This is a genomic window from Curtobacterium sp. MR_MD2014 (assembly GCF_000772085.1).
Classification (GTDB): Bacteria; Actinomycetota; Actinomycetes; order Actinomycetales; family Microbacteriaceae; genus Curtobacterium.
In genome coordinates, this window is record NZ_CP009755.1 from 2,361,520 (window position 1) to 2,384,625 (window position 23,106).

Annotated in this window: 18 protein-coding genes, 1 tRNA gene and 1 other RNA gene; 6 read left to right on the plus strand and 14 right to left on the minus strand. The window is 72.3% G+C overall.

The window, feature by feature from the left end; genetic code table 11:
• Window positions 1–154 precede the first annotated feature (154 nt).
• An RNA gene (gene ffs / locus NI26_RS10795) (signal recognition particle sRNA small type) lies at window positions 155–251 on the minus strand.
• Window positions 252–287: 36 nt separating this feature from the next.
• Between ffs and NI26_RS10800 the strand changes: the two genes are divergently transcribed.
• Window positions 288–962 carry an SDR family oxidoreductase gene (locus NI26_RS10800; protein ID WP_066655180.1) on the plus strand — a complete coding sequence of 225 codons (675 nt, stop codon included), beginning with the start codon at window positions 288–290 and terminating at the stop codon, window positions 960–962.
• Window positions 963–1,189: 227 nt separating this feature from the next.
• Here NI26_RS10800 and NI26_RS10805 read toward each other — a convergent pair whose 3' ends face one another.
• Both NI26_RS10805 and pta read right to left on the minus strand, forming a co-directional pair.
• The gene (locus NI26_RS10805) at window positions 1,190–2,386 is read right to left on the minus strand and encodes an acetate/propionate family kinase (protein ID WP_066655182.1); all 1,197 of its coding nucleotides are present in this window, start codon (window positions 2,384–2,386) and stop codon (window positions 1,190–1,192) included.
• A 75-nt stretch (window positions 2,387–2,461) separates the two neighbouring features.
• Window positions 2,462–4,570 (minus strand): phosphate acetyltransferase, encoded by a 2,109-nt coding sequence (pta, locus tag NI26_RS10810; protein WP_066655183.1) that lies wholly within the window; start codon window positions 4,568–4,570, stop codon window positions 2,462–2,464.
• A gap of 122 nt (window positions 4,571–4,692) precedes the next feature.
• Here pta and NI26_RS10815 point away from each other — a divergent pair.
• Window positions 4,693–4,780 (plus strand) — tRNA-Ser (locus tag NI26_RS10815).
• Between the two features lie 346 nt (window positions 4,781–5,126).
• Window positions 5,127–5,771 (plus strand): hypothetical protein, encoded by a 645-nt coding sequence (locus NI26_RS10820; RefSeq protein WP_066655187.1) that lies wholly within the window; start codon window positions 5,127–5,129, stop codon window positions 5,769–5,771.
• Between the two features lie 40 nt (window positions 5,772–5,811).
• Here NI26_RS10820 and NI26_RS10825 read toward each other — a convergent pair whose 3' ends face one another.
• Window positions 5,812–7,803, minus strand: a complete 1,992-nt coding sequence (locus tag NI26_RS10825; RefSeq protein ID WP_066655188.1) for a helicase HerA-like domain-containing protein — start codon at window positions 7,801–7,803, stop codon at window positions 5,812–5,814.
• A 67-nt stretch (window positions 7,804–7,870) separates the two neighbouring features.
• Complete coding sequence (locus NI26_RS10830) at window positions 7,871–9,127, minus strand: multidrug effflux MFS transporter (protein WP_200884101.1); 1,257 nt, start codon at window positions 9,125–9,127, stop codon at window positions 7,871–7,873.
• Window positions 9,128–9,411: 284 nt separating this feature from the next.
• Here NI26_RS10830 and NI26_RS10835 point away from each other — a divergent pair, with 284 nt between their 5' ends.
• Complete coding sequence (locus tag NI26_RS10835; RefSeq protein WP_066655190.1) at window positions 9,412–9,993, plus strand: TetR/AcrR family transcriptional regulator; 582 nt, start codon at window positions 9,412–9,414, stop codon at window positions 9,991–9,993.
• 87 nt (window positions 9,994–10,080) lie between these two features.
• Here NI26_RS10835 and NI26_RS16925 read toward each other — a convergent pair whose 3' ends face one another.
• The 5 genes from NI26_RS16925 to NI26_RS10860 all read right to left on the minus strand — a co-directional run bounded on the left by NI26_RS16925 (window position 10,081) and on the right by NI26_RS10860 (window position 16,732).
• Window positions 10,081–10,650: a substrate-binding domain-containing protein gene (locus NI26_RS16925; RefSeq protein WP_066655196.1), complete on the minus strand. Its 570-nt coding sequence runs from the start codon at window positions 10,648–10,650 to the stop codon at window positions 10,081–10,083.
• A 47-nt stretch (window positions 10,651–10,697) separates the two neighbouring features.
• Window positions 10,698–12,083, minus strand: a complete 1,386-nt coding sequence (locus tag NI26_RS10845) for an MFS transporter (RefSeq protein WP_144411338.1) — start codon at window positions 12,081–12,083, stop codon at window positions 10,698–10,700.
• 131 nt (window positions 12,084–12,214) lie between these two features.
• Entirely contained in the window at window positions 12,215–13,360 is a 1,146-nt protein-coding gene (locus NI26_RS10850) for a cystathionine gamma-synthase (RefSeq protein WP_066655198.1), read from the minus strand.
• A 95-nt stretch (window positions 13,361–13,455) separates the two neighbouring features.
• Entirely contained in the window at window positions 13,456–14,820 is a 1,365-nt protein-coding gene (locus NI26_RS10855; RefSeq protein ID WP_066655200.1) for a cystathionine beta-synthase, read from the minus strand.
• Window positions 14,821–14,830: 10 nt separating this feature from the next.
• Entirely contained in the window at window positions 14,831–16,732 is a 1,902-nt protein-coding gene (locus NI26_RS10860; RefSeq protein WP_066658440.1) for an ABC transporter ATP-binding protein, read from the minus strand.
• A 127-nt stretch (window positions 16,733–16,859) separates the two neighbouring features.
• Between NI26_RS10860 and NI26_RS10865 the strand changes: the two genes are divergently transcribed.
• Complete coding sequence (locus NI26_RS10865) at window positions 16,860–18,284, plus strand: APC family permease (RefSeq protein ID WP_066655202.1); 1,425 nt, start codon at window positions 16,860–16,862, stop codon at window positions 18,282–18,284.
• A 210-nt stretch (window positions 18,285–18,494) separates the two neighbouring features.
• On the plus strand, window positions 18,495–19,418 hold the full coding sequence (locus NI26_RS10870) for a hypothetical protein (RefSeq protein ID WP_066655203.1): 924 nt from the start codon (window positions 18,495–18,497) through the stop codon (window positions 19,416–19,418).
• Between the two features lie 195 nt (window positions 19,419–19,613).
• On the opposite strand, the gene rplL is transcribed toward NI26_RS10870, so the two are convergent.
• The 4 genes from rplL to NI26_RS10890 form a co-directional block, all read right to left on the minus strand.
• On the minus strand, window positions 19,614–19,997 hold the full coding sequence (rplL, locus tag NI26_RS10875; protein WP_066655204.1) for a 50S ribosomal protein L7/L12: 384 nt from the start codon (window positions 19,995–19,997) through the stop codon (window positions 19,614–19,616).
• A gap of 51 nt (window positions 19,998–20,048) precedes the next feature.
• On the minus strand, window positions 20,049–20,564 hold the full coding sequence (rplJ, locus tag NI26_RS10880) for a 50S ribosomal protein L10 (RefSeq protein ID WP_058727460.1): 516 nt from the start codon (window positions 20,562–20,564) through the stop codon (window positions 20,049–20,051).
• Between the two features lie 266 nt (window positions 20,565–20,830).
• Window positions 20,831–22,279 carry a sensor histidine kinase gene (locus tag NI26_RS10885; RefSeq protein ID WP_066655205.1) on the minus strand — a complete coding sequence of 483 codons (1,449 nt, stop codon included), beginning with the start codon at window positions 22,277–22,279 and terminating at the stop codon, window positions 20,831–20,833.
• On the minus strand, window positions 22,276–23,016 hold the full coding sequence (locus NI26_RS10890; protein ID WP_144411339.1) for a response regulator transcription factor: 741 nt from the start codon (window positions 23,014–23,016) through the stop codon (window positions 22,276–22,278). Before NI26_RS10890 ends, NI26_RS10885 begins: the two co-directional genes overlap by 4 nt.
• Window positions 23,017–23,106: the final 90 nt, after the last annotated feature.

Genomic DNA, 23,106 nt, shown 5'->3' on the forward strand with positions numbered 1-23,106 from the left:
GGACGACACAGCCCCGGAACGAAGAAGACTCCGCACGCACAGGACGACACAGCCCCGGTCGCTCCGGCTGCGTCCTCGCCCCGGAACGAAGAAGACTCCGCACGCACAGGACGACACAGCCCCGGTCGCTCCGGCTGCGTCCTCGCCCCGGAACGAAGAAGACTCCTCACGCACCCGCCAGAGCCCGGTTACCCTTGCTGCGTTTCCGCCCTGGGGGAGTTGGCCTGGATGGCGTCACGTGAGGAGCCTCCGGAAGTCTACCGGATGCTCCGGGCAGTATCGGACACATGAAGATCGCCATCGCCGGAGGACACGGCCAGATCGCACTGCTCCTCGCCCGCCTGATCACCGACGCGGGCCACGACGCCGTCGCGATCATCCGCAACCCGGCCCACGTGACCGATGTCGAGCAGCAGGGCGCGACCGCCCTGGTCGTCGACCTGGAGCAGGTGGACGACGACGAGCTGGCGCTGCGCCTCCGTGGCGTCGACGCCGTCGTCTTCGCCGCGGGTGCCGGACCGAACAGCGGCGCCGACCGCAAGGAGTCCGTCGACCGCGACGCGGCGATCACCCTGGCGGACGCGGCGGAGCGGATCGGGATCCAGCGGTACGTGATGGTGTCGGCGATGGGTGCCGACGCCTACGACCGCGAGCGTGCCGTGGTCCCTGCCCGGACGGAGGCGGACGTCTTCCAGGTGTACCTCCGCGCGAAGTCGGAGGCCGATGCGAACATCCGGATGCGGAACCTGGCCTGGACGATCATCCGGCCGGGAGCACTGCTCGACACCCCGCCGCAGGGCACGGTGCACGTCGGCCGGACGGTCCCCCGCGGGTCGATCCCCCGTGCGGACGTCGCCGCCCTCGTCCTGCACGCACTGCTCGACGACACCGCCGTCGGGGTGCAGTTCGAGGTGACGAGCGGCAACACCCCGATCCCGGCCGCCCTGCACGCCCTGAGCTGACGCGGGCGGGACGCTGGCGTCAGCGCGAGACGCCGGCGTCAGCGCGAGACGCCGTCCACCGAGCGAGACGCCGTCGGAAGTGGCGGCGTCTCGACGAAGTGGCGGCGTCTCGGCGAGCTGGCGGCGTCTCGACGAGCTGGCAGCGTCTCGGCGACGGCGCAGCACCAGGCGCACGCCCAGGCACCGCGCCACGCAGCACCAGGCGCCGCGCCACCGGCCCGACGGCCCTACAGCGCGACCGCTGCCGACTGCCGGGCGATCTCGAGCTCCTCGTTCGTCGGCACGACGAGCACCGCGACCCGCGACGCGTCGGTCGAGATCAGCCGGGCCTCCTTCGAGTGCAGCTCGTTCCGGTCGGCGTCGACCTCGATGCCCAGGTGCTCGAGCCCGGCGAGCACGCGCCGCCGCAGCAGCGCGTTGTTCTCCCCCACCCCGGCGGTGAACACGACGGCGTCCAGCCCGCCGAGCTGCGCCGTGTAGGCCCCGACGTAGCGGCGGATCCGGTGCCGGTACACGGCGAGCGCCGCCTCGGCCTCGTCGTCGCCACCGAGCGCCGCGTCCTGCACGTCGCGCATGTCGCCGTTGCCCGTGAGGCCGAGCAGACCGGACTGCTTGTTGAGCATCGTGTCGAGGTCGTCGAAGGACATGCCGGCCTCGCGGTGCAGGTGGATGAGCACCGCCGGGTCGAGGTCGCCGGAGCGTGTGCCCATCACGAGGCCCTCGAGCGGCGTGAGCCCCATCGACGTCTCGATCGACCGCCCGCCGTCGATCGCCGCGACCGACGCCCCGTTGCCGAGGTGCAGCACGATCGTCTTCAGCTCGGACAGCGGTCGGCCGAGGAACTCCGCGGTCTGCTCGGACACGTACTTGTGGCTCGTCCCGTGCATGCCGTACCGGCGGATCCGGTACCGCTCGGCGAGGTCGGCCGGGATCGCGTACGTGTAGGCGTGCGGCGGCATGGTCTGGTGGAACGCAGTGTCGAAGACGGCCACGTGCGGCACGTCCGAGAACACCTGCTTCGCCGCGCGGATGCCCTCGAGGTTCGCGGGGTTGTGCAGCGGCGCGAGGCTGTTCAGGTCCTCGATCTGCTGCTCGACCTCGTCGGTGACGACGGTGGCCGCGTCGAAGGTGGTCCCCCCGTGCACGACGCGGTGTCCGACGACCGCCGGCGGGTGCTCGTCGAACGGCGGCCCGACCTTGGCGAAGGCGTCGATCATCGCCTGGAAGCCGGCCGCGTGGTCGGGCACGGACGCCGCGTCGTTCGACGACGACTCCCCCGTCAGCGCGTTGGTGTGCTTCCACGCCCCCGACGACTCCCCGATGCGCTCGACGAGCCCGGAGGCGAGCGTGCGCTCGCCCTCGAGTTCGATGAGCTGGTACTTGAACGAACTCGATCCGGAGTTGACGACGAGGGCTGCGGTCACGGTGGGGTGCCTTTCTCGGGACGGTCTGGAGGCGCGGTGCGGGCGGGTGGGCTGGTCGCGGTCGGCGATGGTCGGTCAGGCCGCGTCGGTCGCGGTGCCGGCCTGGATGGCCGTGATGGCGACCGTGTTCACGATGTCGCTGACGAGCGCACCGCGGGACAGGTCGTTGATCGGCTTGCGCAGGCCCTGGAGGACGGGTCCGATCGCGACCGCACCAGCCGAGCGCTGCACGGCCTTGTACGTGTTGTTGCCGGTGTTGAGGTCGGGGAAGATGAACACCGTCGCCCGGCCCGCCACGGGCGAGTCCGGCATCTTCGTGCGGGCGACCGTCGGATCGGCGGCGGCGTCGTACTGGATGGGTCCCTCGACGAGCAGGTCCGGGCGGCGCTCCCGGACGAAGGCCGTCCCGGCACGCACCTTGTCGACGTCCGCACCGGTGCCGCTGTCGCCGGTCGAGTAGCTCAGCATCGCGACGCGCGGGTCGATGCCGAACTGCGTGGCCGTCTCCGCCGACGAGATCGCGATGTCGGCGAGCTGCTCGCTGCTCGGGTCGGGGATGACCGCGCAGTCACCGTAGACGAGCACGCGGTCGGCGAGCGCCATGAGGAACACGCTCGAGACGATCGAGGTGTCCGGCCGGGTCTTGATGATCTCGAAGGACGGTCGGATGGTGTGCGCGGTGGTGTGCTTCGCCCCGGACACCATGCCGTCGGCGAGTCCGAGCTGCACCATGAGCGTGCCGAAGTAGGACACGTCGGTGACGGTGTCGCGCGCGAGCTCCATCGACATGCCCTTGTGCGCTCGGAGCCGCGTGTACTCCTCGGCGAAGCGCTCGCGCAGCTCGGGGTCGAACGGGCTGACGAGCTGCGCACCGTCGAGGTCGAGGCCGAGCTCGGTGGCGCGTGCCCGGATCGACGTCGGCTCGCCGAGGATCGTGAGCTCGCACACCTGTCGCGCGAGCAGCGTCGACGCCGCGTGCAGGATGCGGTCGTCGTCGCCCTCGGGCAGCACGATCCGCTTGCCGTACCCACGCGCGCGGTCGAGCAGCCCGTGCTCGAACATGAGCGGCGTGACGACCCCGGACGGGGTGAGCTGCAGGCGGTCGCGCAGTGCGTCGGCGTCGACGTGCTGCTCGAAGAGCGCCAGTGCCAGGTCGGCCTTGCGGGGTGAGTCCGCGGCGAGGCGCCCCCGGGTGTGGGTGATGCGGAGCGCGGTGTCGTACGTGCCGAGGTCGTTCCGGGCGATCGGCAGCGAGCTCGACAGGCCCTCGAGCAGCCGGGTGATCTGCGGCGAGGTCTCGAACCCGCCGTTGAGGATCACGCCCGCCAGGCTCGGGAAGGTCTCGGACTGGTTCGCGAGCACGGTCGCGAGGAGCACGTCACTGCGGTCCCCCGGCACGACGACGATCCCGCCCTCGATGAGCCGCGGCAGCACGTTCTCCATGCTCATGCCGGCGACCACCGTGCCGAGGGCCTCCCGGTCGAGCAGCGCCTCGTCACCGCGGACGAGCGTGGCGCCCGTCGCCTCGAGCAGGGCGCGCACCGTCGGCGCCACGAGCACCCGGTCCTCCGGGATGGCCCACACGGGGGTGTCCGGGTGGTCGTCGCGCACGGCGTGCTCCACGCTCCGGACGATCGCGGCCAGGGCGTCCGGGTCCGCACGGTTCACGACGACGCCGAGCAGCTGGGCGTGCGCTGCCCGGAGTTCGCTCGTGGTGACGTCCGCGACCTGCGCCATCGCCTCGGGCGTGCGGACGCCACGCTCCGAGGAGTCCCGACCGCCGAGCACGAGCAGCACGGGCGCGCCGAGGTTCGCCGCGACCTTGGCGTTGAACGACAGCTCGGTCGGGCTGCCGACGTCGGTGTAGTCGGACCCGAGCACCACGACGGCGTCGCACTGCCGCTCGACCTGGGCGAACCGGTTCAGGATCGTGCCGAGGGCGGCATCCGGGTCGGCGTGCACGTCGTCGTAGGTCACGCCGACGGCCTCGTCGTAGGAGAGCCCCACCGCGCTGTGCTGCAGCAGGAGCTCGAGCACGTAGTCCGGCTCGGCCACCGACCGTGCGACCGGTCGGAACACGCCGACGCGTCCGACGGAGCGTGCGAGGGTCTCGAGGACACCGAGCGCGACCGTGCTCTTGCCCGTGTGTCCTTCTGCTGACGTGATGTAGATGCGGGTCGACACCCCTCCAGGCTAGTCGCGGGCACACCGTGCGCTCTGGGAGTCGACGGGGCCGTGGACGGACGTGGTCGTGACCACCCCCGCGAACCTGTACCATGGGGTGTCGTCACCGCGAGGTGGCACGAGGAGAATTCGCCTAGTGGCCTATGGCGCACGCTTGGAAAGCGTGTTGGGTGCAAGCCCTCGGGGGTTCGAATCCCCCATTCTCCGCCAGCAGTACCGAAGGGCGCGTCCAGCAGGACGCGCCCTTCGTCGTTCCCGGGTGGCGCACGTCCCCGTCGGCACGGCTCCCGACCGGCACGGCTCCCGACCGGCGCGGCCCCGGCTGCGGCCCGTGGAGTCCCCCACTCGCGGGACACGATCGCACCCCGCTCGGCCCGTCCTGGCCGGGAAACGCCCAACGGGGGTGGAACGGGCTGTCCTCCGCCCCCGCTTCGCCCTATCCTGTGCAGACGGACGACCCCGGGACGGGTCGGACACGGTGCAGCGGGCGGCAGGGGCGTCGCCCGCGGGGTGGCAGATCGGCCTGCCCGTGCGCCCGAGGGGTGAGGAGACCCAGGTGGGGGAAGCGACGGTGTCAGCTGCCGGGCGTCTGCGGACGCCGGTCCACGACGTGGTCCTCCGCCCGCGGCGCTCCCTCGTCCGGTCGACCGTCCTCAGCGTGGTCTGCTCCGCCGTCCCCCTCGCCGTCGCGCTCGTCTGGGCCTCGCTGCCGGAGCGCTGGTGGGTCCTCGTCGCCGGGCTCGTCGTCGCCGTCGCCGTGCTGGTCGTGGTCCTCTTCGTCCGACTCGGTCAGGCCTTCCTCGGCATCGACGCCGACGTCGTCGCCCTGAACGCGGTCCTCACCCCGAACCGTCGCATCGCCCGCGAGCGGATCGACCGGCTGGTCGTCACCCCGACGTACGGCGCGTCGCCCGACCGCACCACGCGTGAGCTCCTCGCGTTCGACGCCGACGGCACGCACCTCTTCCGGCTGCGCGGCGACGTCTGGGGCGACGACGCCCTCGACCGCGTGGTCGAGGTGCTGGGCGTGCCGGTCGAGCACGAGCGCCGACCGGTCCACGTCCGCGAGGCCACCCGCCGCTGGCCCACGAGCCGCACCTGGTACGAGCGCCGCGGGGGCGTGCTCGCGGTGGGCGCGGCGACCGCGTGCATCGTCGCCGGCCTGCTCGCCGTCGAGACCGTCGGCCTCCTGACCCGCTGAGACCGGCCGGGGCGACGCGCGGCACCGCGCCGGCAGCAGCTCAGCGGCGGCGGCGGAGCGTCGAGAAGATGCCCCGGACGACCTCCTTCGCGATGGTCTGCCCGAGGCCGTTCCCGAGCAGTCCGCCGAGCGGGTCGTCCGCAGTGCGCCCGGCCGAGCGCGACGTCCGTGTCGACGTCGATCGCGACCGGCGACCCGCCGCTGCCCGCTCCGCGCGTTCGAACTCGCGCTGCGTCCGCTCGTACTCCGCCTGTGCGGCCTTCCGCTCGCGCTCGTCCCGCGCAGCCTGCGCGGCCGCCTCCTTCGCCGCCGCCGTGGCGGCGCGCGCAGCCTCCTGCTCGGCGTCCGCCTGCGCCTGCGCTGCGGCGGCGTCCGCGGCGGCGGACTCCATGCGGGCGGCCAGGAGCTCACGCGCCGACTCGGGGTCGACGGTGGTGCCGTACCGGGCGAGGAGCGGGGACGAGGCGACCAGCGCCTCCAGGACGTCCGACGGCAGCGCGTCCATCGATCCCTGCGGCGCGCGCAGACGGGTCCACGCCACCGGCGTGGGTGCGCCGTCCTCGTTCATCACCGTCACGACCGCCTCGCCGGTCGCCAGCGAGGTCAGGACCTCCCCCAGGTCGTAGTCACTCGTCGGGTACGTCGACACGGTCGCCCGCAGTGCCTTCGCGTCGTCCGGCGTGTGGGCACGGAGCTGGTGCTGCACCCGCGAGCCGAGCTGTGCGAGCACGTCGTCGGGCAGGTCCTTCGGCGTCTGCGTGACGAACACGATGCCGACACCCTTCGAACGGATGAGCCGCACGGTGCGGACGACCTGCTCGCGGAAGTCCTTCGACGACCCCGAGAAGAGCAGGTGTGCCTCGTCGAAGAAGAACACGAGCGCCGGCCGGTCGGTGTCGCCGACCTCGGGGAGTTCGTTGAACAGGTCGGCGAGCAGCCACATCAGGAACGTCGAGAACACCTCGGGCCGGTCCTGCACGCCCGGCACCTCGAGCAGGCTCACGATCCCGCGGCCGTCCGGGGCGGTGCGCAGGAACGCACGGGTGTCGATCTCGGGTGCCCCGAAGAAGCGGTCCGCACCCTGGTCGGCGAAGGTCACCAGCTCGCGCAGGATCACACCGGCGGTCTGCTTCGACAACCCGCCCAGCTCCGCGAGCTCCGCCTTGCCCTGGTCGCTCACCAGGTAGGTCAGCACGGCGCGCAGGTCCGACAGGTCGACGAGCGGCAGTCCGGCGCGTTCGGCGTGGTGGAACACCAACCCGAGCGAGGACTCCTGCGTCGCGTTGAGGCCGAGCACCTTGGCCAGCAGGAGCGGGCCGAACCCGGAGACGGTCGCCCGGATCGGCACACCGGTGCCCTGCCCGCCGAGGGAGTAGAACTCCACCGCACTCGCGACGCCCCGCCAGTCCTGGCCGATCGCCTCGGTGCGGGCGAGGAGCTTCTCGTCCGGCTGCCCGGCCACGGCGAGTCCGGACAGGTCGCCCTTGACGTCGGCCGCGAACACCGGGACGCCGTTCGCGGCGATCTGCTCCGCGAGCAACTGGAGCGTGCGGGTCTTGCCCGTGCCGGTGGCACCGGCCACGAGGCCGTGCCGGTTGAGCATGCCGAGCGGGATCCGGACCTGGACGTCGGGCAGCGGGCGGCCGTTGACGAGGGCACCGAGCTCCAGGGCGGTTCCCTCGACGGCGTACCCGGTGCGGATCGCGTCGACGGCCTCCGGCCCGAGGGGGCCGGACTGCGGTGCGCTCGGCGGTGTGGTCGACGCGGTCGTCGCCTCCGGCGTGGTGGTCGCGTCGAGCGGCGCGCGGCCCGGAGGCTCGGTGGCTGTCCCCGGTGTCGTCCCGCCTGCGGCCGTGCTCGCGTCGGGCGCCCCGGTCGCCTCCGGTGCCGCGCTCGCGTCGGCCGCCCGGCTGAGCGCCGCCGCGAGCTCCTCGGCCCGCCGAGCCGCCTCGTCCGCAAGCCGACGTGCCTCCTCGGCCGCCGCCTGCGCCGCTGCTGCCGCTGCCCGTGCCTGCTCCACCGCGTCGGTCATGTCCGCAGCATACGGACGCGTCGACCCTCCGGTCCGCTCGTGGGCCAACGTCCGGCTGTGCGACGCGTCAGTGCGAGAGCGCCGGCACCGTCCGCGGCCGGACGACCACCCAGAGGACGACGACGGCGACCGCCGCCGTGCAGGCCATCACGCTCGCCATGGGCGTTGCCGCGGTGATGCCGAGCCACCCGACGATCGGCGAGACGAGCCCGGCGACCCCGAAGTTCAGTGCGCCGAGGAGCGACGCGGCGGTGCCGGCCTCCTTCCCGTGCGCGGCGAGACCGATCACCTGGACGAGCGGGAACGTGAACCCGCAGGCCGCGATGAAGAACCACAGCGGTACGAGGACCCCGACCAGGCCCGCACCGAGCTGGTCGAGCACGACGATCGCGACGGCGGACACGAACAGCGTCGCCGTCGAGCAGGCGAGGATCCACTGCGGGCCGACCCGCTGCGCCAGGCGCGAGGACACCTGCACGCCGACGACGACGCCGATCGAGTTCACGGCGAAGAGCAGGCCGTACTGCTGCGCGTCGAGGCCGTAGACCGTCTGGAACAGGAACGGCGACGCCGACAGGTACGAGAAGAGCCCGCTGAAGACCATCGCCCCGATGAGCGCGACGCCGACGAAGATCCGGTCGGAGAGCAGGGCCTTGTAGCGCTGCCCGATCGTCGAGTGGCCGGCCTCCTTCCGCCGAGCCGGCGGCAGGGTCTCGACGATGAGCAGGGACGACGCGATGACGACGGCTGCGCCGTAGCACGCGAGGAACACGAAGACGCCGCGCCAGCTGACGAACTGCAGCATCTGCGAGCCGATCAGCGGCGCGAGGATCGGTGCGAGGCCGTTCACCATCGCCAGGCGCGAGAGCATCCGGACGAGGGGCTTGCCGCCGAACAGGTCGCGCACGGTGGCCATCGCGACGACACCGCCGGCCGCGGCCCCCATGCCCTGCAGGACGCGGAAGAGCGCGAGCACCTCGACGTTCGGCGCGAGCGCTGCGCCGACCGACGCCGCGACGTGCACCGAGGTGGCGATGATGAGCGGCAGACGCCGGCCGACCTTGTCGCTCCAGGGCCCGACGAGCAGCTGCCCGACCGCGAACCCGAGCGTGGTCGCGGTGAGCGTGAGCTGCACCGCACCCTCGCTGATGCCGAACTCGCGCTCGAGCGACGGGAACGCCGGCAGGTACAGGTCGATGGTGAACGGCCCGAGCGCGGTGAGCGCGCCGAGCACGAAGACGTAGACGAGGCGCTGCCGCCGGGTGAGCGAGTCACCGGGGTGCAGCACGACGCGGAGCGAGCCGGTGGTGGCGGGCGCGGTCACGAGCGGTCCTTCACAGGGGGGTCGGGTGCAGGAGAGACGGGATCGGGGCCGGTCTCCGTCGACGTGGTGGACGTCAGGACCGACCGAGCAGGACCGGGGCGGATCGACTCGAATCGATTCGGCCCCGGAACCATCCTACGGGCTGCGTGAGCGCTCTCGCGACGCCCCGACCGCAACGCGCCCGTCACACTGCGCTCCTCGTCCAGTCCGCGCGGTCGCCGTGCGGTAACGTCGGACTGCTCGACAGCCGCCTCGTGCGGACGGAACGAAGAGGGGGTGGTGTCGTGGTCGACGCCCGGATCGTGCACACCACGGCAGCACTGCGCGAGGCGGTCCTCCGACTCGCAGCCGACCGCCCGGTCTCCGCCATCACGGTCGCCGACGTCACGCGCGCAGCCGGCATCAACCGCGCCACGTTCTACTCGCACGCCGTCTCCCCCGGATCGCTCCTGGCCGACGTGCTGACGCCCGAGCTCGACCGCATCCGCGAGGAGGACGTCGAGGCCCGCCGGACCGCCTCCGCCCGCGGGGCCGGCGAGGACGAGCTCGCCGCCATCACGCGCCGGGGCATCGACGCCGTCGTCGAGCACGTCGTGGCCCACCGCGACATCTACGCCCGCGGGTTGCCGGACACCGAGGACGCATCCCTCCACCGCCTGCTCGTCCAGCACTTCACGGTGTCGAGCGCGCAGCACATCCGCGAGCTCGACCCCGCGTCACGCCCGCCCCTGCTCGACGACGTCGCAGCCGGGTTCGTGGCGCAGGGCTTCGTCGGCGCGATCGAGGCGTGGCTGGCCGGACCCCGACGCTCCCGGAGGTCCCTGGTCGAGACGATCACCCTGTCGTTCCCAGCCTGGTGGCACTGAGCCGAGCCGGCACGCGGCACCGATCCAGGCCCCGGCCCCGCGCCCGGTCGCACTGATCGCGACGGTTCGCCGGCCTGGGTCCCGACGTCAGTCCCCGGCGCCGCTGCGCCCGCGGCGGTCCCCCGTGTCCGGCTGCTCGCCGCGCTGCAGCGACCGGACGACCTCGACCGCCGCCCGGGCGGTCGTCCCGGCATCCGCTGCCGCCGGCACGCGGTGGTCGGCGGAGACACCGTCACCGCCGGTCCCGCTCGCCGGGACCGACGCGCCGACCGACACCACGACCACACCGGCGTCGTGCGCCGTCTGCACCGCCTCCGCGAGCGCGTCGGCGTCCACGGCGTGCACGAGCAGCGCCTTCGCTCCACCGCGGACGAGCGCGTCGACGGCACGGGCCTGCTCGGCCGCGGCACCGGAGGACGGCACCACCCGGACGTCCGGCGAGAACCCGGCACGGTCGAGCCCGCGCTCGAGGTCCGCGGCGAGCGCGTCGTCCCCGGGCGCGAGCACCGCGCCGACCACGGCGTCGTCGGCGAACCCGCCGTCGGAGCTGGTGAGGTCGGTGCTGCGGACCGGGGTCGGCGCAGCGGTCGTCGGTCCCTGGCACCCGGTCAGGGCGAGGGACGCCGCCACGAGGACGGCGACGACGACGGTGCGCACCCGGTGACCTCCGCTCGATCCGGTGCCCCACGCTACCGCGGGTCGGGTCACTCGGCGCCGGGGGTCGGCGGTGCGGGCACGGGACCGAGGCGCCGGACCGCGACGATCCCGACGAGTGCGATCGCGGTCATCGCGACGAAGACGAGCGGGAACGACCAGTCGCCGTCGGCTCCCCCGCTGCCGACGAAGAGCAGGCCCGTGACGGCGAGGCCGACCACGCTGCCCGAGGCGTCGGCGATCGTCAGGGCCGAGCTCGCGAACCCGTCGTCGCCCTCGCCCGAGAAGCGGAGCGTCAGCATCGACAGCCGCGGGTACATCGCGCCCATGCCCGCGCCGCCGACGAACCACCCGGCCACGAGCAGCCACCACGGCAACCCCCACACCGCGACGGCGAGCGCGACGAGCAGGCTGACGAGGACGAGCGTGAGTCCGGCGCCGAAGGTCCGCGCCGCGGTGAGCCGCTGCTCCCCGAGCCGACCGTGCAGCCAGCTCGCCCCGGCCCAGCTCAGGGCGGCCACGGTGAGCGCGAGCCCCGCCGCCGAGGCGCTGAGGCCGTGCCGTGCCTGCAGCAGGAAGGGCACGTAGGCCTCGCTGCCGAAGAACGCCGCCGCGACCAGGCCGCGCAACAGCACCACGGACGGCAGGCCCGCGGCCGCCCGGAAGGTCCCGGCCGGCAGGAGGGGCCGCAGCGCCGCCCAGGCGCCGACGACGCCGATGACGACGGCCACGACCCGTGACCACGGACCGAGGTCCGGCGCGACGTTGAGCAGCAGGATCGCGAGCGCCGCCGCGACCGACCACGCGATGCGCCCCGCCTGCCACGGGGGTCGGCGCTCGACCGGCGGCGCGTGCAGGCGTGCCAGCGTCGGGACGAGGAGGGCGAACGCGACGACCGCGATGACGAGGGCGCCGGCGAAGACCCAGTGCCACCCCCACACCTCCGTCACGACCCCGGCGAGCGCCGGGCCGACGAGTGCCGGGACGACCCAGGCCGCGGCGAACCCGGCGAAGACCGGACCGTGCAGCTCGGCGGGGAAGATGCGGGCGACGAGCACGTAGAGCACGACGTCGATCGCACCGGCTCCGAAGCCCTCGACCAGGCGACCGGCCAGGAAGACCTCCATCGTCGGCGCGGTCATCACGACGGCCGTCCCGACGGCGAAGAAGAGCGCCGACACCCAGGCGACGACGCGGCCGCCCGAGCGGTCCGTCCAGGTCCCCGCGAGCACCATCCCGGGCACGCCGGCGGCGAGCGGGGCCGCGAACGCGAGCGCGTAGAGCGTCTGCCCGTCGAGGTCGCGGCTGATCTCCGGCATCACCGTCGTCATCGCGAGGTTCTGGAACGCGGCCACCCCGACGATGGCGACCATCCCCAGGGTCGCGAGCGCGTAGCGCCCGCTGAGGATCCCCGACCTCGTCGCCACACTGCTCACCGGGCCAGCCTAGGGGCGCGCACCGACGATCCGTCAGGTCCTGATGACGGACGGGAGGCTCCCCACCGGTCCGGTGGGGAGCCTCCCGTCCGTCACGTCTGCGTCAGCAGGCCGCGGTCACCCGGCCGCGGTCACCGGGACAGTGCCTGCAGCACGTCCGCGACCAGGTCGCCCTGGTCCTCGATGCCGACCGACAGGCGGACGACGTTCTCCGGGACGGCGAGCTCGGTGCCCTTGACCGACGCGTGCGTCATCTCGCTCGGGTACCCGATGAGCGACTCGACGCCGCCCAGGGACTCCGCGAGCGTGAAGACCTCGGTGGACTCGACGAAGCGCTTCGCCGCCTCGGGTCCGCCGGACAGGGCGACCGAGAGCATGCCGCCGAAGCCGCGCATCTGCTTCGCGGCGACCTCGTGTCCGGGGTGGTCGGCGAGACCGGGGTAGTACACCCGCTCGACGCCGGGCGCCGAGACGAGCGCCTCCGCCACGGCCTGCGCGTTCGACGAGTGCCGCTCCATCCGGACCGGCAGCGTCTTGATCCCCCGGGTCGTCAGGAAGGCGTCGAACGGCGACGCGATCGCGCCCGCGCCGAACTGCAGGAAACCGACCTGGTCCGCGAACTCGCGGTCCCGCAGGACGACCGCGCCGCCGACGACGTCGGAGTGCCCGCCGAGGTACTTCGTGGTCGAGTACGACACGGCGTCGGCGCCGAGCGACAGCGGCTGCTGCAGGTACGGCGACGCGAACGTGTTGTCGACGACGACCAGGGCGCCTGCGGCGTGACCGACCTCGGAGAGGAGCGCGATGTCCGCGATCTTCATGAGCGGGTTCGTCGGGGTCTCCACCCACAGCACCGTCTTCGCCGGGGCGCCCTCGAGCGCTGCACGGACCCGGTCGACGTCGCTCATGTCGACGACCACGAGCTCCACGCCCCACGGCACGTGCAGGCGGTTGACCAGACGGTGCGTCCCGCCGTACACGTCGTTGCCCATCACGACGCGGGCGCCGGGCTCGAGGTACGCGCGGAGCAGGGCGTCCTCGGCCGCCAGGCCCGATGCGAACGAGTACGCCGCGACGCCGCCGTCGAGGTCGGCGAGCAGGGTCTGCAGCGCGTCGCGCGTGGGGTTGCCGCCGCGGGAGTACTCGTAGCCGTTCCGCATGTTCCCGACGCCGTCCTGCACGTAGGTGCTCGTGACGTGGATGGGCGGGATGACGGCACCGGTCGTGGCGTCGGGGTCCTGGCCGGCGTGGACGGCGCGGGTGGCGAACTCGGTCATGCGCTGGGGTTCCTCGTGGGGTCGGGGTGGGGTCGGTGCGGGCGGGCGCTCGGTGTCGGTGCTGGCGGGCGCTCGGTGTGGGCGAGCGCCCGGGGTCACTCGGAGAGCGACGTGAGCAGGTCGTGCCGGGTCAGGACGGTGACGGGCTTGCCGTCGTCGACGACGAGCAGCGCGTCGACCGTCTCGAGCGCCCGGCGGGCTGCGGACAGCGATTCACCGATGCCGATGAGGGGCAGTGGGTCACCGACGAAGCCGCTCACCGCGTCGGTCATCGCGGCGGTGCCCGTGAAGACCTGCTCGAGCAGGTCCTTCTCGGCGACCGCACCGACGACCTCGCCGATCACGACGGGCGGTTCGGCGCTCAGCACGGGCATCTGCGAGACGCCGTACGTGGACATGATCTCCACCACGTCGCGCACGGTGTCGGACGGGTGTGCGTGCACGAGGTCGGGCAGTCGGCCGTCCTTGCCGGCGACGACGGAGCCGACCGTGCGGGCGTCGTCGGTCTCGGCGAAGCCGTAGGAGCGCATCCACCGGTCGTTGAAGATCTTGCCGAGGTAGCCACGGCCGCCGTCGGGCAGCAGCACCACGACCACGTCGTCCTCGGTCAGGTCGCGTGCGGCCCGCAGCGCCGCGACGACGGCCATGCCGCTCGACCCGCCGACGAGCAGCCCTTCCTCGCGCGCCAGCCGTCGGGTCATCGCGAAGGACTCGGCGTCGGTGACGGCGAGGATCTCGTCGGGGACGCCGGCGTCGTACGCGCCGGGCCAGAAGTCCTCGCCGACGCCCTCGACCAGGTACGGCCGACCGGTGCCGCCCGAGTAGACGGAGCCCTCGGGGTCGGCGCCGACGATCCGGACGCGTCCGTCGGAGGCCTCCTTCAGGAAGCGGCCGGTGCCCGAGATGGTGCCACCGGTGCCGACGCCGGCGACGAAGTGCGTGAGCCGACCGTCGGTGTCGCGCCAGATCTCCGGACCGGTCGTCTCGTAGTGGCTCCGGGGACCGTTCGGGTTCGCGTACTGGTTCGGCTTGTAGGCGCCGGGGATCTCCCGCACCAGGCGGTCGGACACCGAGTAGTAGGACTCGGGGTGCTCCGGCGGGACCGCCGTCGGCGTCACGACGATCTCGGCGCCGTAGGCCGTGAGCACGTTGCGCTTGTCCTCGCCGACCTTGTCCGGCAGCACGAATACACAGCGGTACCCGCGCTGCTGGGCGACGAGCGCGAGGCCGACACCGGTGTTGCCGGAGGTCGGCTCGACGATGGTGCCGCCGGGTCCCAGCTCGCCGGAGGCCTCGGCCGCGTCGATGATCCGCGTGGCGATGCGGTCCTTCGACGAGCCGCCCGGGTTGAGGTACTCCACCTTCACCAGGACGGTCGCCCGGATCCCCTCGGTGACACGGTTCAGTCGGACGAGCGGGGTGTCACCGACCAGGTCGACGACGGAGTTCGCGTAACGCACGCGGCCGAGTCTAGGTGGCCGGCTCGGCCGTCGGCTGGGTTGCGACGAACGATGTCGACGTCTGGTCCTGCTGGTGGAACAGCGAGGCGTAGACACCGCCGCGCGCGAGCAGTTCGTCGTGGTCGCCCCGCTCGACGATCCGCCCGTGGTCGAGCACGAAGATGACGTCGGCCTCGCGGATCGTGGACAACCGGTGCGCGATGGCGATGGTGGTGCGCCCGGCTGCCGCGGTGTCGAGCGCGGTCTGCACGACGTGCTCGGAGATCGAGTCGAGCGCGCTCGTGGCCTCGTCGAGCACCAGGACGGGTGGGTCCTTCAGCAGCACGCGGGCGATGGCGATGCGCTGCTTCTCGCCGCCGGACAGTCGGTAGCCCCGCTCCCCCACGACGGTGTCGTACCCGTCCGGGAACGAGGCGATGGTCTCGTGGATGTTCGCCGCGCGTGCGGCGCGCTCGAGCTCCTCGTCGGTCGCGTCCGGCTTCGCGTACCGCAGGTTGTCGCCGATGGAGGCGTGGAACAGGTACGTCTCCTGGCTCACGATGCCGACGTGGCGCATCAGGTCCTCGTGCTCCAGGTCGCGCACGTCGGCTCCGGCGAAGCGCACGGTGCCCGAGGACGCCTCGTACAGGCGCGGCACCAGGTACGAGATGGTCGTCTTCCCCGCACCCGACGGCCCGACGAACGCGGCGAACTGCCCGGGCTCGAGCTCGAACGAGACCCCGCGGAGCGTCGGCTTGTCCGGTTCGCCGTCCGGGTAGGTGAAGGAGACGTCCTCGAACGCGACGTGCCCCACGCGCGACGCGTCGACACGCTGCGCGTCGGGGGCGTCGGTGATCGCCGGGCGCAGGTCGAAGTACTCGAAGATCCGCGCGAACAGCGCGCCGGACGTCTGCAGGTCGAGCACGACGCGGAGCAGTCCGACGGTCGGGAAGAGCAGGCGCGACTGCACCGTGGTGAACGCGACGATCGTGCCGGCCGTGATCGGGACGTCGCCGACGATCAGGAGGGCCGCGACCACGTAGATGACCGCGGGGATGATCGACAGGAAGACCTGGACGATGGCGAAGAACCACTGCCCGGACATCTGCTGCCGGACCTGCAGCTGGATCTGGTTGCGGTTCTCGTCCCCGTAGCGCCGGGTCTCGCTGCGCTGCTGGGTGAAGCTCTTGGCGAGCAGGATGCCGGAGACGCTCAGGGCCTCCTGGGTGATCGCGGTCATGTCCGACAGCGACTCCTGCGTCTGCGCGGCGATCCGGGCGCGGACCTGGCCGACCCGGCGCTGGGCGATGACGAGCAGCGGCAGGAGCACGACCGCCACCAGGGTCATCTGCCAGCTGAGCAGCAGCATCGCCACGACCGCCGCGATGACCGTGACGGTGTTGCCGAGCACCGACGAGATCGTGTTGTTGAGCACGCTCGCGACGCCGCCGACGTCGTTCTGCAGGCGCGACTGGATCACGCCCGTCTTCGTCCTCGTGAAGAACGCGAGCTCCATCCGCTGCAGGTGCGCGAACAACCGCATGCGCATGGCGCCCATGACCTCGTTGCCCACCGTCGCCGTCAGGTACGTCTGCCAGATCCCGACGCCGGCGCTCGCGATCCAGAGCGCGATCATCGCGCCGACGAGCTCGAGGAGCACGGGCAGGTCCGGGCGACCCGAGGGCGGGAAGAGCCCCCGGTCGAACGCCTGCTGGGTGAGGAGCGGCGGGATCACCGAGAGTGCCGCACCGACGAGCACGAGCACGACGGTCACCACGATCGCGCGGCGGTGCGGCACGAACAGCCCCGCGATGCGCCGGAGCAGGTGCGGGATCCGTGGCGCCTCGGCGTTGGCGGCCCGCTGCGCGGCGGCGTCGCCGCTCGAGATCCGCCCGCCACCGCGGGGCCCACCCCCGCGCATCCCGTGGCCCATGCTCATGGCACCAACGTATCCCCGGCGGCGGACACGGGCGGCGGGCTCCGCCGTGGGCGTATTTGACCCCGTTCAGGGGCCGTGCGACCATCGTCCGTCCCCTTCCCCGCGCCGATCACGAGGTCCCATGACGTCCGCGCCCTCCCGCCCCACGTCCCTCCGTCACCAGCTCGCTCGCCGGAAGCCGATCGAGCAGCTGCAGGCCGAGGCCGCGGCGGGCGTCGACGGCGAGCCGCTCCGCCGCTCGCTCGGCGTCTGGCACCTGACGATGATCAGCGTCGGGGCGACGCTCGGCACCGGCATCCTCGTCGTGCTCGGGACGGCCGTGCCGCTCGCCGGTCCGGCCGTCTGGATCTCGTTCGTGCTCGCGGGCGTGGCCGCACTGCTCTCCGCGCTGTCGTACGCCGAGATGGCCGGCGCCGTGCCGACCTCGGGGTCGAGCTACTCGTACACCTACGCCACGATGGGCGAGGGCATCGCCTGGGTCTGCGGCTGGTGCCTCGTGCTCGAGTACGCGGTCTCGGTCGCCGCGGTCGCGGTCGGCGCCAGCGAGTACGTCGACGAGACCCTGCGCGTCTTCGGGCTGCACCTGCCGGCCGCGATCGCCGCTCCCCCCGGCGACGGTGGTGTGGTGAACCTGCCGGCGGCGGTGCTCGTCCTCCTCGCGATGGCCGTGCTGCTGCCCGGTGCCCGCGAGAGCGCCTGGGTGAACACGCTCATGGTCGTGGTGAAGATCGCCCTGCTCGTGTTCTTCGTGGTCGTCGCGTTCACGGCCTTCTCGTCCCAGAACTTCGCGCCCCTCGCGCCGATGGGGGCCGCCGGTGTGACCGCCGCCGCGTCGCGGTTGTTCTTCTCCTACATCGGCTTCGACGCCGCATCGACCGCCGGCGAGGAGGCGAAGGACCCCCGCCGCGACCTGCCCCGCGCGATCATCGGGTCCATCGTGATCGTCACGACGCTGTACATCCTGGTCGCGATCGCCGCGATCGGTGCCCGCCCGTGGACGTCGTTCTCGTCCGACGAGGCCTCGCTCGTCCGCATCGTGGTCGACGTCACCGGGCAGCCGGTCGTCGCGCTCGTCTTCTCGATCGGTGCGGTGATCGCCATCGCGAGCGTGGTGCTCACGGTGCTCTACGGCCAGACCCGCATCCTGCTGACCATGGCGCGCGACGGCATGGTACCGCCGGTGTTCGGTCGGGTCTCGCACCGGACGGGCACCCCCGTGCCGAACACGCTCATCGTGGGTGTGGTCGTCGCCGTCGGCGCAGCGCTCGTCCCCCTCGGCGAGCTGGCCGACGCGACGAGCATCGGCACCCTGGTGGCCTTCGCCCTCGTCAACGTCTCCGTGATCGTTCTCCGACGCACCCGCCCGGAGCTCGAGCGGTCGTACCGGGTCCCGCTGTTCCCGGTCGTCCCGGTCCTCGGCACGCTCTGCTGCGTGCTCCTCGCGGTCTTCCTCGGCGCCGGCACCTGGATCGCGTTCGGCCTGTGGATGCTCGCCGGCGCGGTGCTCTACCTGGCCTACGGCCGCAGCCGCAGCACCCTGCGCTGACGCGCCCGCGCCCGGCCGCGCCGCGCCGCGCCTGCGACCGCGCCCGCGCCCCGAGACTCGGCCCCGCGGACACTTTCGCACCCGATCACCCACGAACGTGTCCGCAGGAGCGAGTCTCCCGCTCCATCCACACGTCCCCACGAACACAGCAGGACCCACAGATCGCCTCCCGAGCCGCTTGTTCCGCAGTGGGAGCCCGACAGTGGAGGTGTGCGACACCACCGAGAACGACCCACCCTGCTGCGCGCCGACGGTGACGACTCACGCGCGCGGACCCTCCGCCGGCAGCACCGCGCTGGCCTCCTCGTCCGGCTCCGCGCCGGCACGTACCTGCCTCGCACGTCCTGGGTCGAGCTCGATGAAGCCGACCGGCACCTCGTCCGCATCTGGGCGGTCGCGCCGGCCGTACCCACCGGAGCTGCGTTCTCGCACGTGTCCGCCGCACTCGTGCACGGCTGGCCCCTGGTCGGCCCGGCACCCGAGCGCGTCCACGTGACGGTACCGGGGGCCGAGCGCACCCTCCACCGCGCCGGCCTCGTCCTGCACGCGTCCGGTGGCACGCGGGTGCGCCTGGCCCCGGCTCGCCTCGACGGCGTCCCGGTCACGGACCTGGTGACCACGGCATCGACGGTCGCGACCTCGCTGCCCGTGCACGTGGCTGCCGTGGCGATCGACGGGGCGGTGCGCGCCGGTGCGCTGACGCCGTCCGAGCTCGCCACGGCACTCCCGGCCGGCCCTGCGCGCGGATCTCGACGAGCGCAGACCGTGCTGCGGGCACTCGACGCTCGGCACGAGACCGCCGGTGAGTCCTACACGGCCGTCCGGCTGGTCGAGAGCGGCATCGACCGGGTGGTACCGCAGCACGAGTTCCGCCACGACCACGACGTCGACCGCGTCGACTTCTGGCTCCCGGACAGCGGCACGGTCATCGAGTTCGACGGCAAGGTCAAGTACACCGACCCGACGATGCTCGCGGGCAGGGACCCGGGTGAGGTCGCCTGGGCGGAGAAGCGCCGGGAGGACCGACTCCGGCAGCGGAGCGAGGTGCGGACCGTCATCCGCGTGACGTGGTGGCACCTGGAACGACTGGATCGTTTCCAGGGCCTCCTCCGGGCGCACGGGCTGGTGCTGTGAGACGAGACTCGGTCCCGCGGACAACTTCGCGGCAGGTGAACCACGAATGTGTCCGCGAGGCCGAGTCTCGCGAAGCGGACCGCCGGACCGCCGGACCGCCGGACCGCCGGGCCGGCAGCGCGCCCCGCGCACGACGAAGGCCGCCGCCCCGAGGGGCAGCGGCCTTCGCGAAGAGCAGTACGCAGTACGCAGTACTTACGCGAGCTCGATCGTGGCGCCGGCGGCCTCGAGGGCCTCCTTCGCCTTGTCGGCCGTCTCCTTGTTGACACCCTCGAGGATCTTGGCGTCGGCGGTCTCGACGAGCGCCTTGGCCTCGCCCAGGCCGAGCGACGTGAGGCCACGGACCTCCTTGATGACCTGGATCTTCTTGTCACCGGCCGACTTGAGCACGACGTCGAACTCGGTCTTCTCCTCGACCTCCTCGGCGGGGGCAGCAGCGCCACCGGCCGCGGCGACCGCGACGGGGGCAGCAGCGGTGACCTCGAAGACCTCCTCGAACTTCTTCACGAAGTCCGAGAGCTCGATGAGCGTGAGCTCCTTGAAGGCCTCGATGAGCTCGTCCTGCGAAAGCTTCGCCATGATTTTCTCCTACTACTAGCTAGTACGTGTGGTTGATGAACGCGTGCCTGGTCAGGCCGCGGACTCCTGCTTCTCGCGGAGGGCGTCCACGGTGCGGACGGCCTGCGAGAGGGGTGCCTGGAACAGGTACGCAGCACCGAACAGCGAGGCCTTGAAGGCGCCGGCGAGCTTGCCGAGCAGCACTTCGCGGGACTCGAGGTCAGCGAGCTTGTCCACCTCGGTCGCGGTGAGCGGGTTACCGTCGAAGTAACCGCCCTTGACCACGAGCTGAGGGTTCGCCTTGGCGAATGCACGCAGCGACTTCGCGACGGCGACGGTGTCACCGTGGACGAAGGCGAGAGCGGACGGACCGGCGAGCTCGTCGTCGAACGAGGTGATGCCGGAGTTGTTCGCCGCGATCTTGGTCAGCGTGTTCTTCACCACGGCGTACGTGGCGTGCTCACGGATCGAGTTGCGGAGCTCCTTGAGCTGCGCCACCGTGAGACCGCGGTACTCGGTGAGCAGAACGGCGTTCGAGCTCTGGAATGCTTCCGTGAGCTCGGCGACCGCAGCTTCCTTGTTCGCCATGGTTCTCCTTGGGGTTCTTGCCGGCTAGCCCCTGGTCACCACACGAAAAAAGCTCCGGCGCAGAGGCTCGGAGCTGCTCCCCCGCGAACGGGAGGAGTGGATCTGAACACCTGCGCTGGCTGCCCCACGAGTGAGGACCTTCGGTCTGTGCGCGAGCGCACAGACGACCGGCGGTCTTTGGCTTCGACGAAGGTACCACAGGATCCGACGGTGACCAAGCGCCGGACGGGAGGCGCGGGGCGGCGCCGCCACGTTCCTCCAGACCGTCAGGCGGTCGGCGTCACCGTGCCGGACGCGACCGCCGGCCGCGTGGCCGGCAGGTGCACCGTGAACACCGTGTCGCCGGGTCGGCTCGTGACCGCCACGCTGCCGCCGTGCGCCTGCACGACCGCGTCGACGATGGCCAGGCCGAGGCCCGTCGACCCGGCGCTCCGCGACCGTGAGCTGTCGGCCCGGGCGAACCGTTCGAACAGCTTCGGCAGGAACTCCGGGTCGATGCCCTGCCCGTCGTCGCGCACGGTCAGGTCGACGCCGTCGGCGCCGGGTGCGAGTCCGACCGTGATGCGGGTGCCCTCCGGGGTGTGCGTCCGGGCGTTCGTGACGAGGTTGACGACCACCTGGTGGAGCCGGGCGGCGTCACCGGGCACGACCACGGGTTCGTCCGGCACGTCCACCGCGATGACGTGGTCCGGCGACGCGGCGTGGGCGTCGTTCACCGCGTCGAGCACCAGACCGGTCAGGTCGACGTCGGCGAACTGGACCTCGCGGCCCTCGTCGAGGCGGGCGAGCAGGAGCAGGTCCTCGACCATGCTCGTCATGCGCTCCGACTCCGACTCGATCCGGCTCATGGCGTACACGACGTCCGGCGGCAGGTCGGCGCCCATCCGTCGGGTCAGCTCGGCGTACCCGCGGACCGACGCGAGCGGGGTGCGGAGCTCGTGCGACGCGTCGGCGACGAACTGCCGGACCTTCTGCTCCGAGCGCTCCCGGGCCTGCATGGCGCCCGCGATGTGTCCGAGCATGCGGTTGAAGGCGGTCCCGACCCGGCCGACCTCCGTCCGTGGGTCGGTGTCGGGGACGCGGACGCCGTCGAGTGCGTCGCTCCGTTCGAGCGGCATCCGGGCGACGGACGACGCAGTCTCGGCCACGCGCTCGAGCGGGCGGAGCGAGCGGCGCACCACGACCGCGGCGACCCCGGTCGCTGCGAGCAGGGCGAGGGCGGTGACCACGAGCACCACGCCGAAGAGCTTCCAGACGCTCTCGTACACGGGCGCCATCGGCAGGCCGACGACGAGGACCGCGGACCCGAGCGACACCGCGGTGACCCGGTAGCGGCCGAGGTCGGTGCCCAGGTCGACGGTCTGGGCCGAGCCGTCGACGGTGACGTCCCCGAGCGGCCGCACGGCGGAGGACGCCAGCCGGTCGACGTCGCCGGCGTTGTCGAGCACGCTGCCGACGACGGCGTTGCCGTTCAGGAAGTAGGCCGTCAACGTGCCGGCCGACTGCCCGCTCGGTCGACCGATCTCGAGCCCGGGGCCGCCCGGTCCCTGCTGCTCGACCGACCGCTGGGCGCGCGTCGTCGCGAACGAGAGCTGCTCGTCGATCGCCGCACGCTGGATCGAGAACAGCGCGATGATGCTGCCCGCCCCGATCACCGTGCTGAGCGCGACGACGATCGCGACGATGCTCAGGACGAGTCGTCGTCGGAGCGTCACGAGGTCGGCTTGATGACGTACCCGACGCCGCGCACCGTGTGGATCATCGGGGTCTCGCCGGCGTCGATCTTCTTGCGCAGGTAGGAGATGTAGATCTCCACGACGGAGCTCTTGCCGCCGAAGTCGTACGACCACACCCGGTCCAGGATCTGCGCCTTGGAGAGCACCCGCCGAGGGTTGCGCATGAGGAAGCGGAGCAGCTCGAACTCGGTCGCCGTGAGCTCGATGGAGCGACCGGCGCGGGACACCTCGTACGACTCCTCGTCGAGCACCAGGTCGCCGACGACGATGCGGGAGTCACCGGCCTCGGACACCGAGATCTGCGAGCGACGGATGAGCCCACGGAGGCGCGCCACGACCTCCTCGAGGGAGAACGGCTTGGTCACGTAGTCGTCGCCGCCGGCAGTCAACCCGGTGACCCGGTCCTCGACGGAGTCCTTCGCGGTGAGGAACAGCACCGGGGTGTCGTCGTTGTTCTGCCGGAGCCGACCGAGCACCTGCAACCCGTCGAGGTCGGGCATCATCACGTCGAGCACCATCGCGTCGGGCTGCCACTCACGGGCGGTGGCGAGGGCCTGCTGACCGCCGTTCGCGCTCCTGACGTCCCAGCCCTCGTAGCGCAGCGCCATCGACAGCAGGTCGGTGAGGCTGGCCTCGTCGTCCACGACGAGGATGCGCAACGGCGTGCCGTCGGCGCGGGTGAGGCGGGGGGCTGCTGCGGGCTGGGAGATCGTCACGTCATCGAGGATCGGTGTGGTTCCTATGAGCCGTCTGTGGCCCAGCCCTCCTCGTCCTGTGGATCGTCCGACCGGTCCCGAGGCTCGTCG

Coding starts and splice junctions, on each gene's coding strand:
- NI26_RS10800 (WP_066655180.1), top strand. CDS start 288: ATGAAGATCGCCATCGCCGGAGGACACGGCCAGATCGCACTGCTCCTC.
- NI26_RS10825 (WP_066655188.1), bottom strand. CDS start 7,803: ATGACCGACGCGGTGGAGCAGGCACGGGCAGCGGCAGCAGCGGCGCAG.
- NI26_RS10850 (WP_066655198.1), bottom strand. CDS start 13,360: ATGACCGAGTTCGCCACCCGCGCCGTCCACGCCGGCCAGGACCCCGAC.
- NI26_RS10860 (WP_066658440.1), bottom strand. CDS start 16,732: ATGGGCCACGGGATGCGCGGGGGTGGGCCCCGCGGTGGCGGGCGGATC.
- NI26_RS10865 (WP_066655202.1), top strand. CDS start 16,860: ATGACGTCCGCGCCCTCCCGCCCCACGTCCCTCCGTCACCAGCTCGCT.
- rplL (WP_066655204.1), bottom strand. CDS start 19,997: ATGGCGAAGCTTTCGCAGGACGAGCTCATCGAGGCCTTCAAGGAGCTC.
- rplJ (WP_058727460.1), bottom strand. CDS start 20,564: ATGGCGAACAAGGAAGCTGCGGTCGCCGAGCTCACGGAAGCATTCCAG.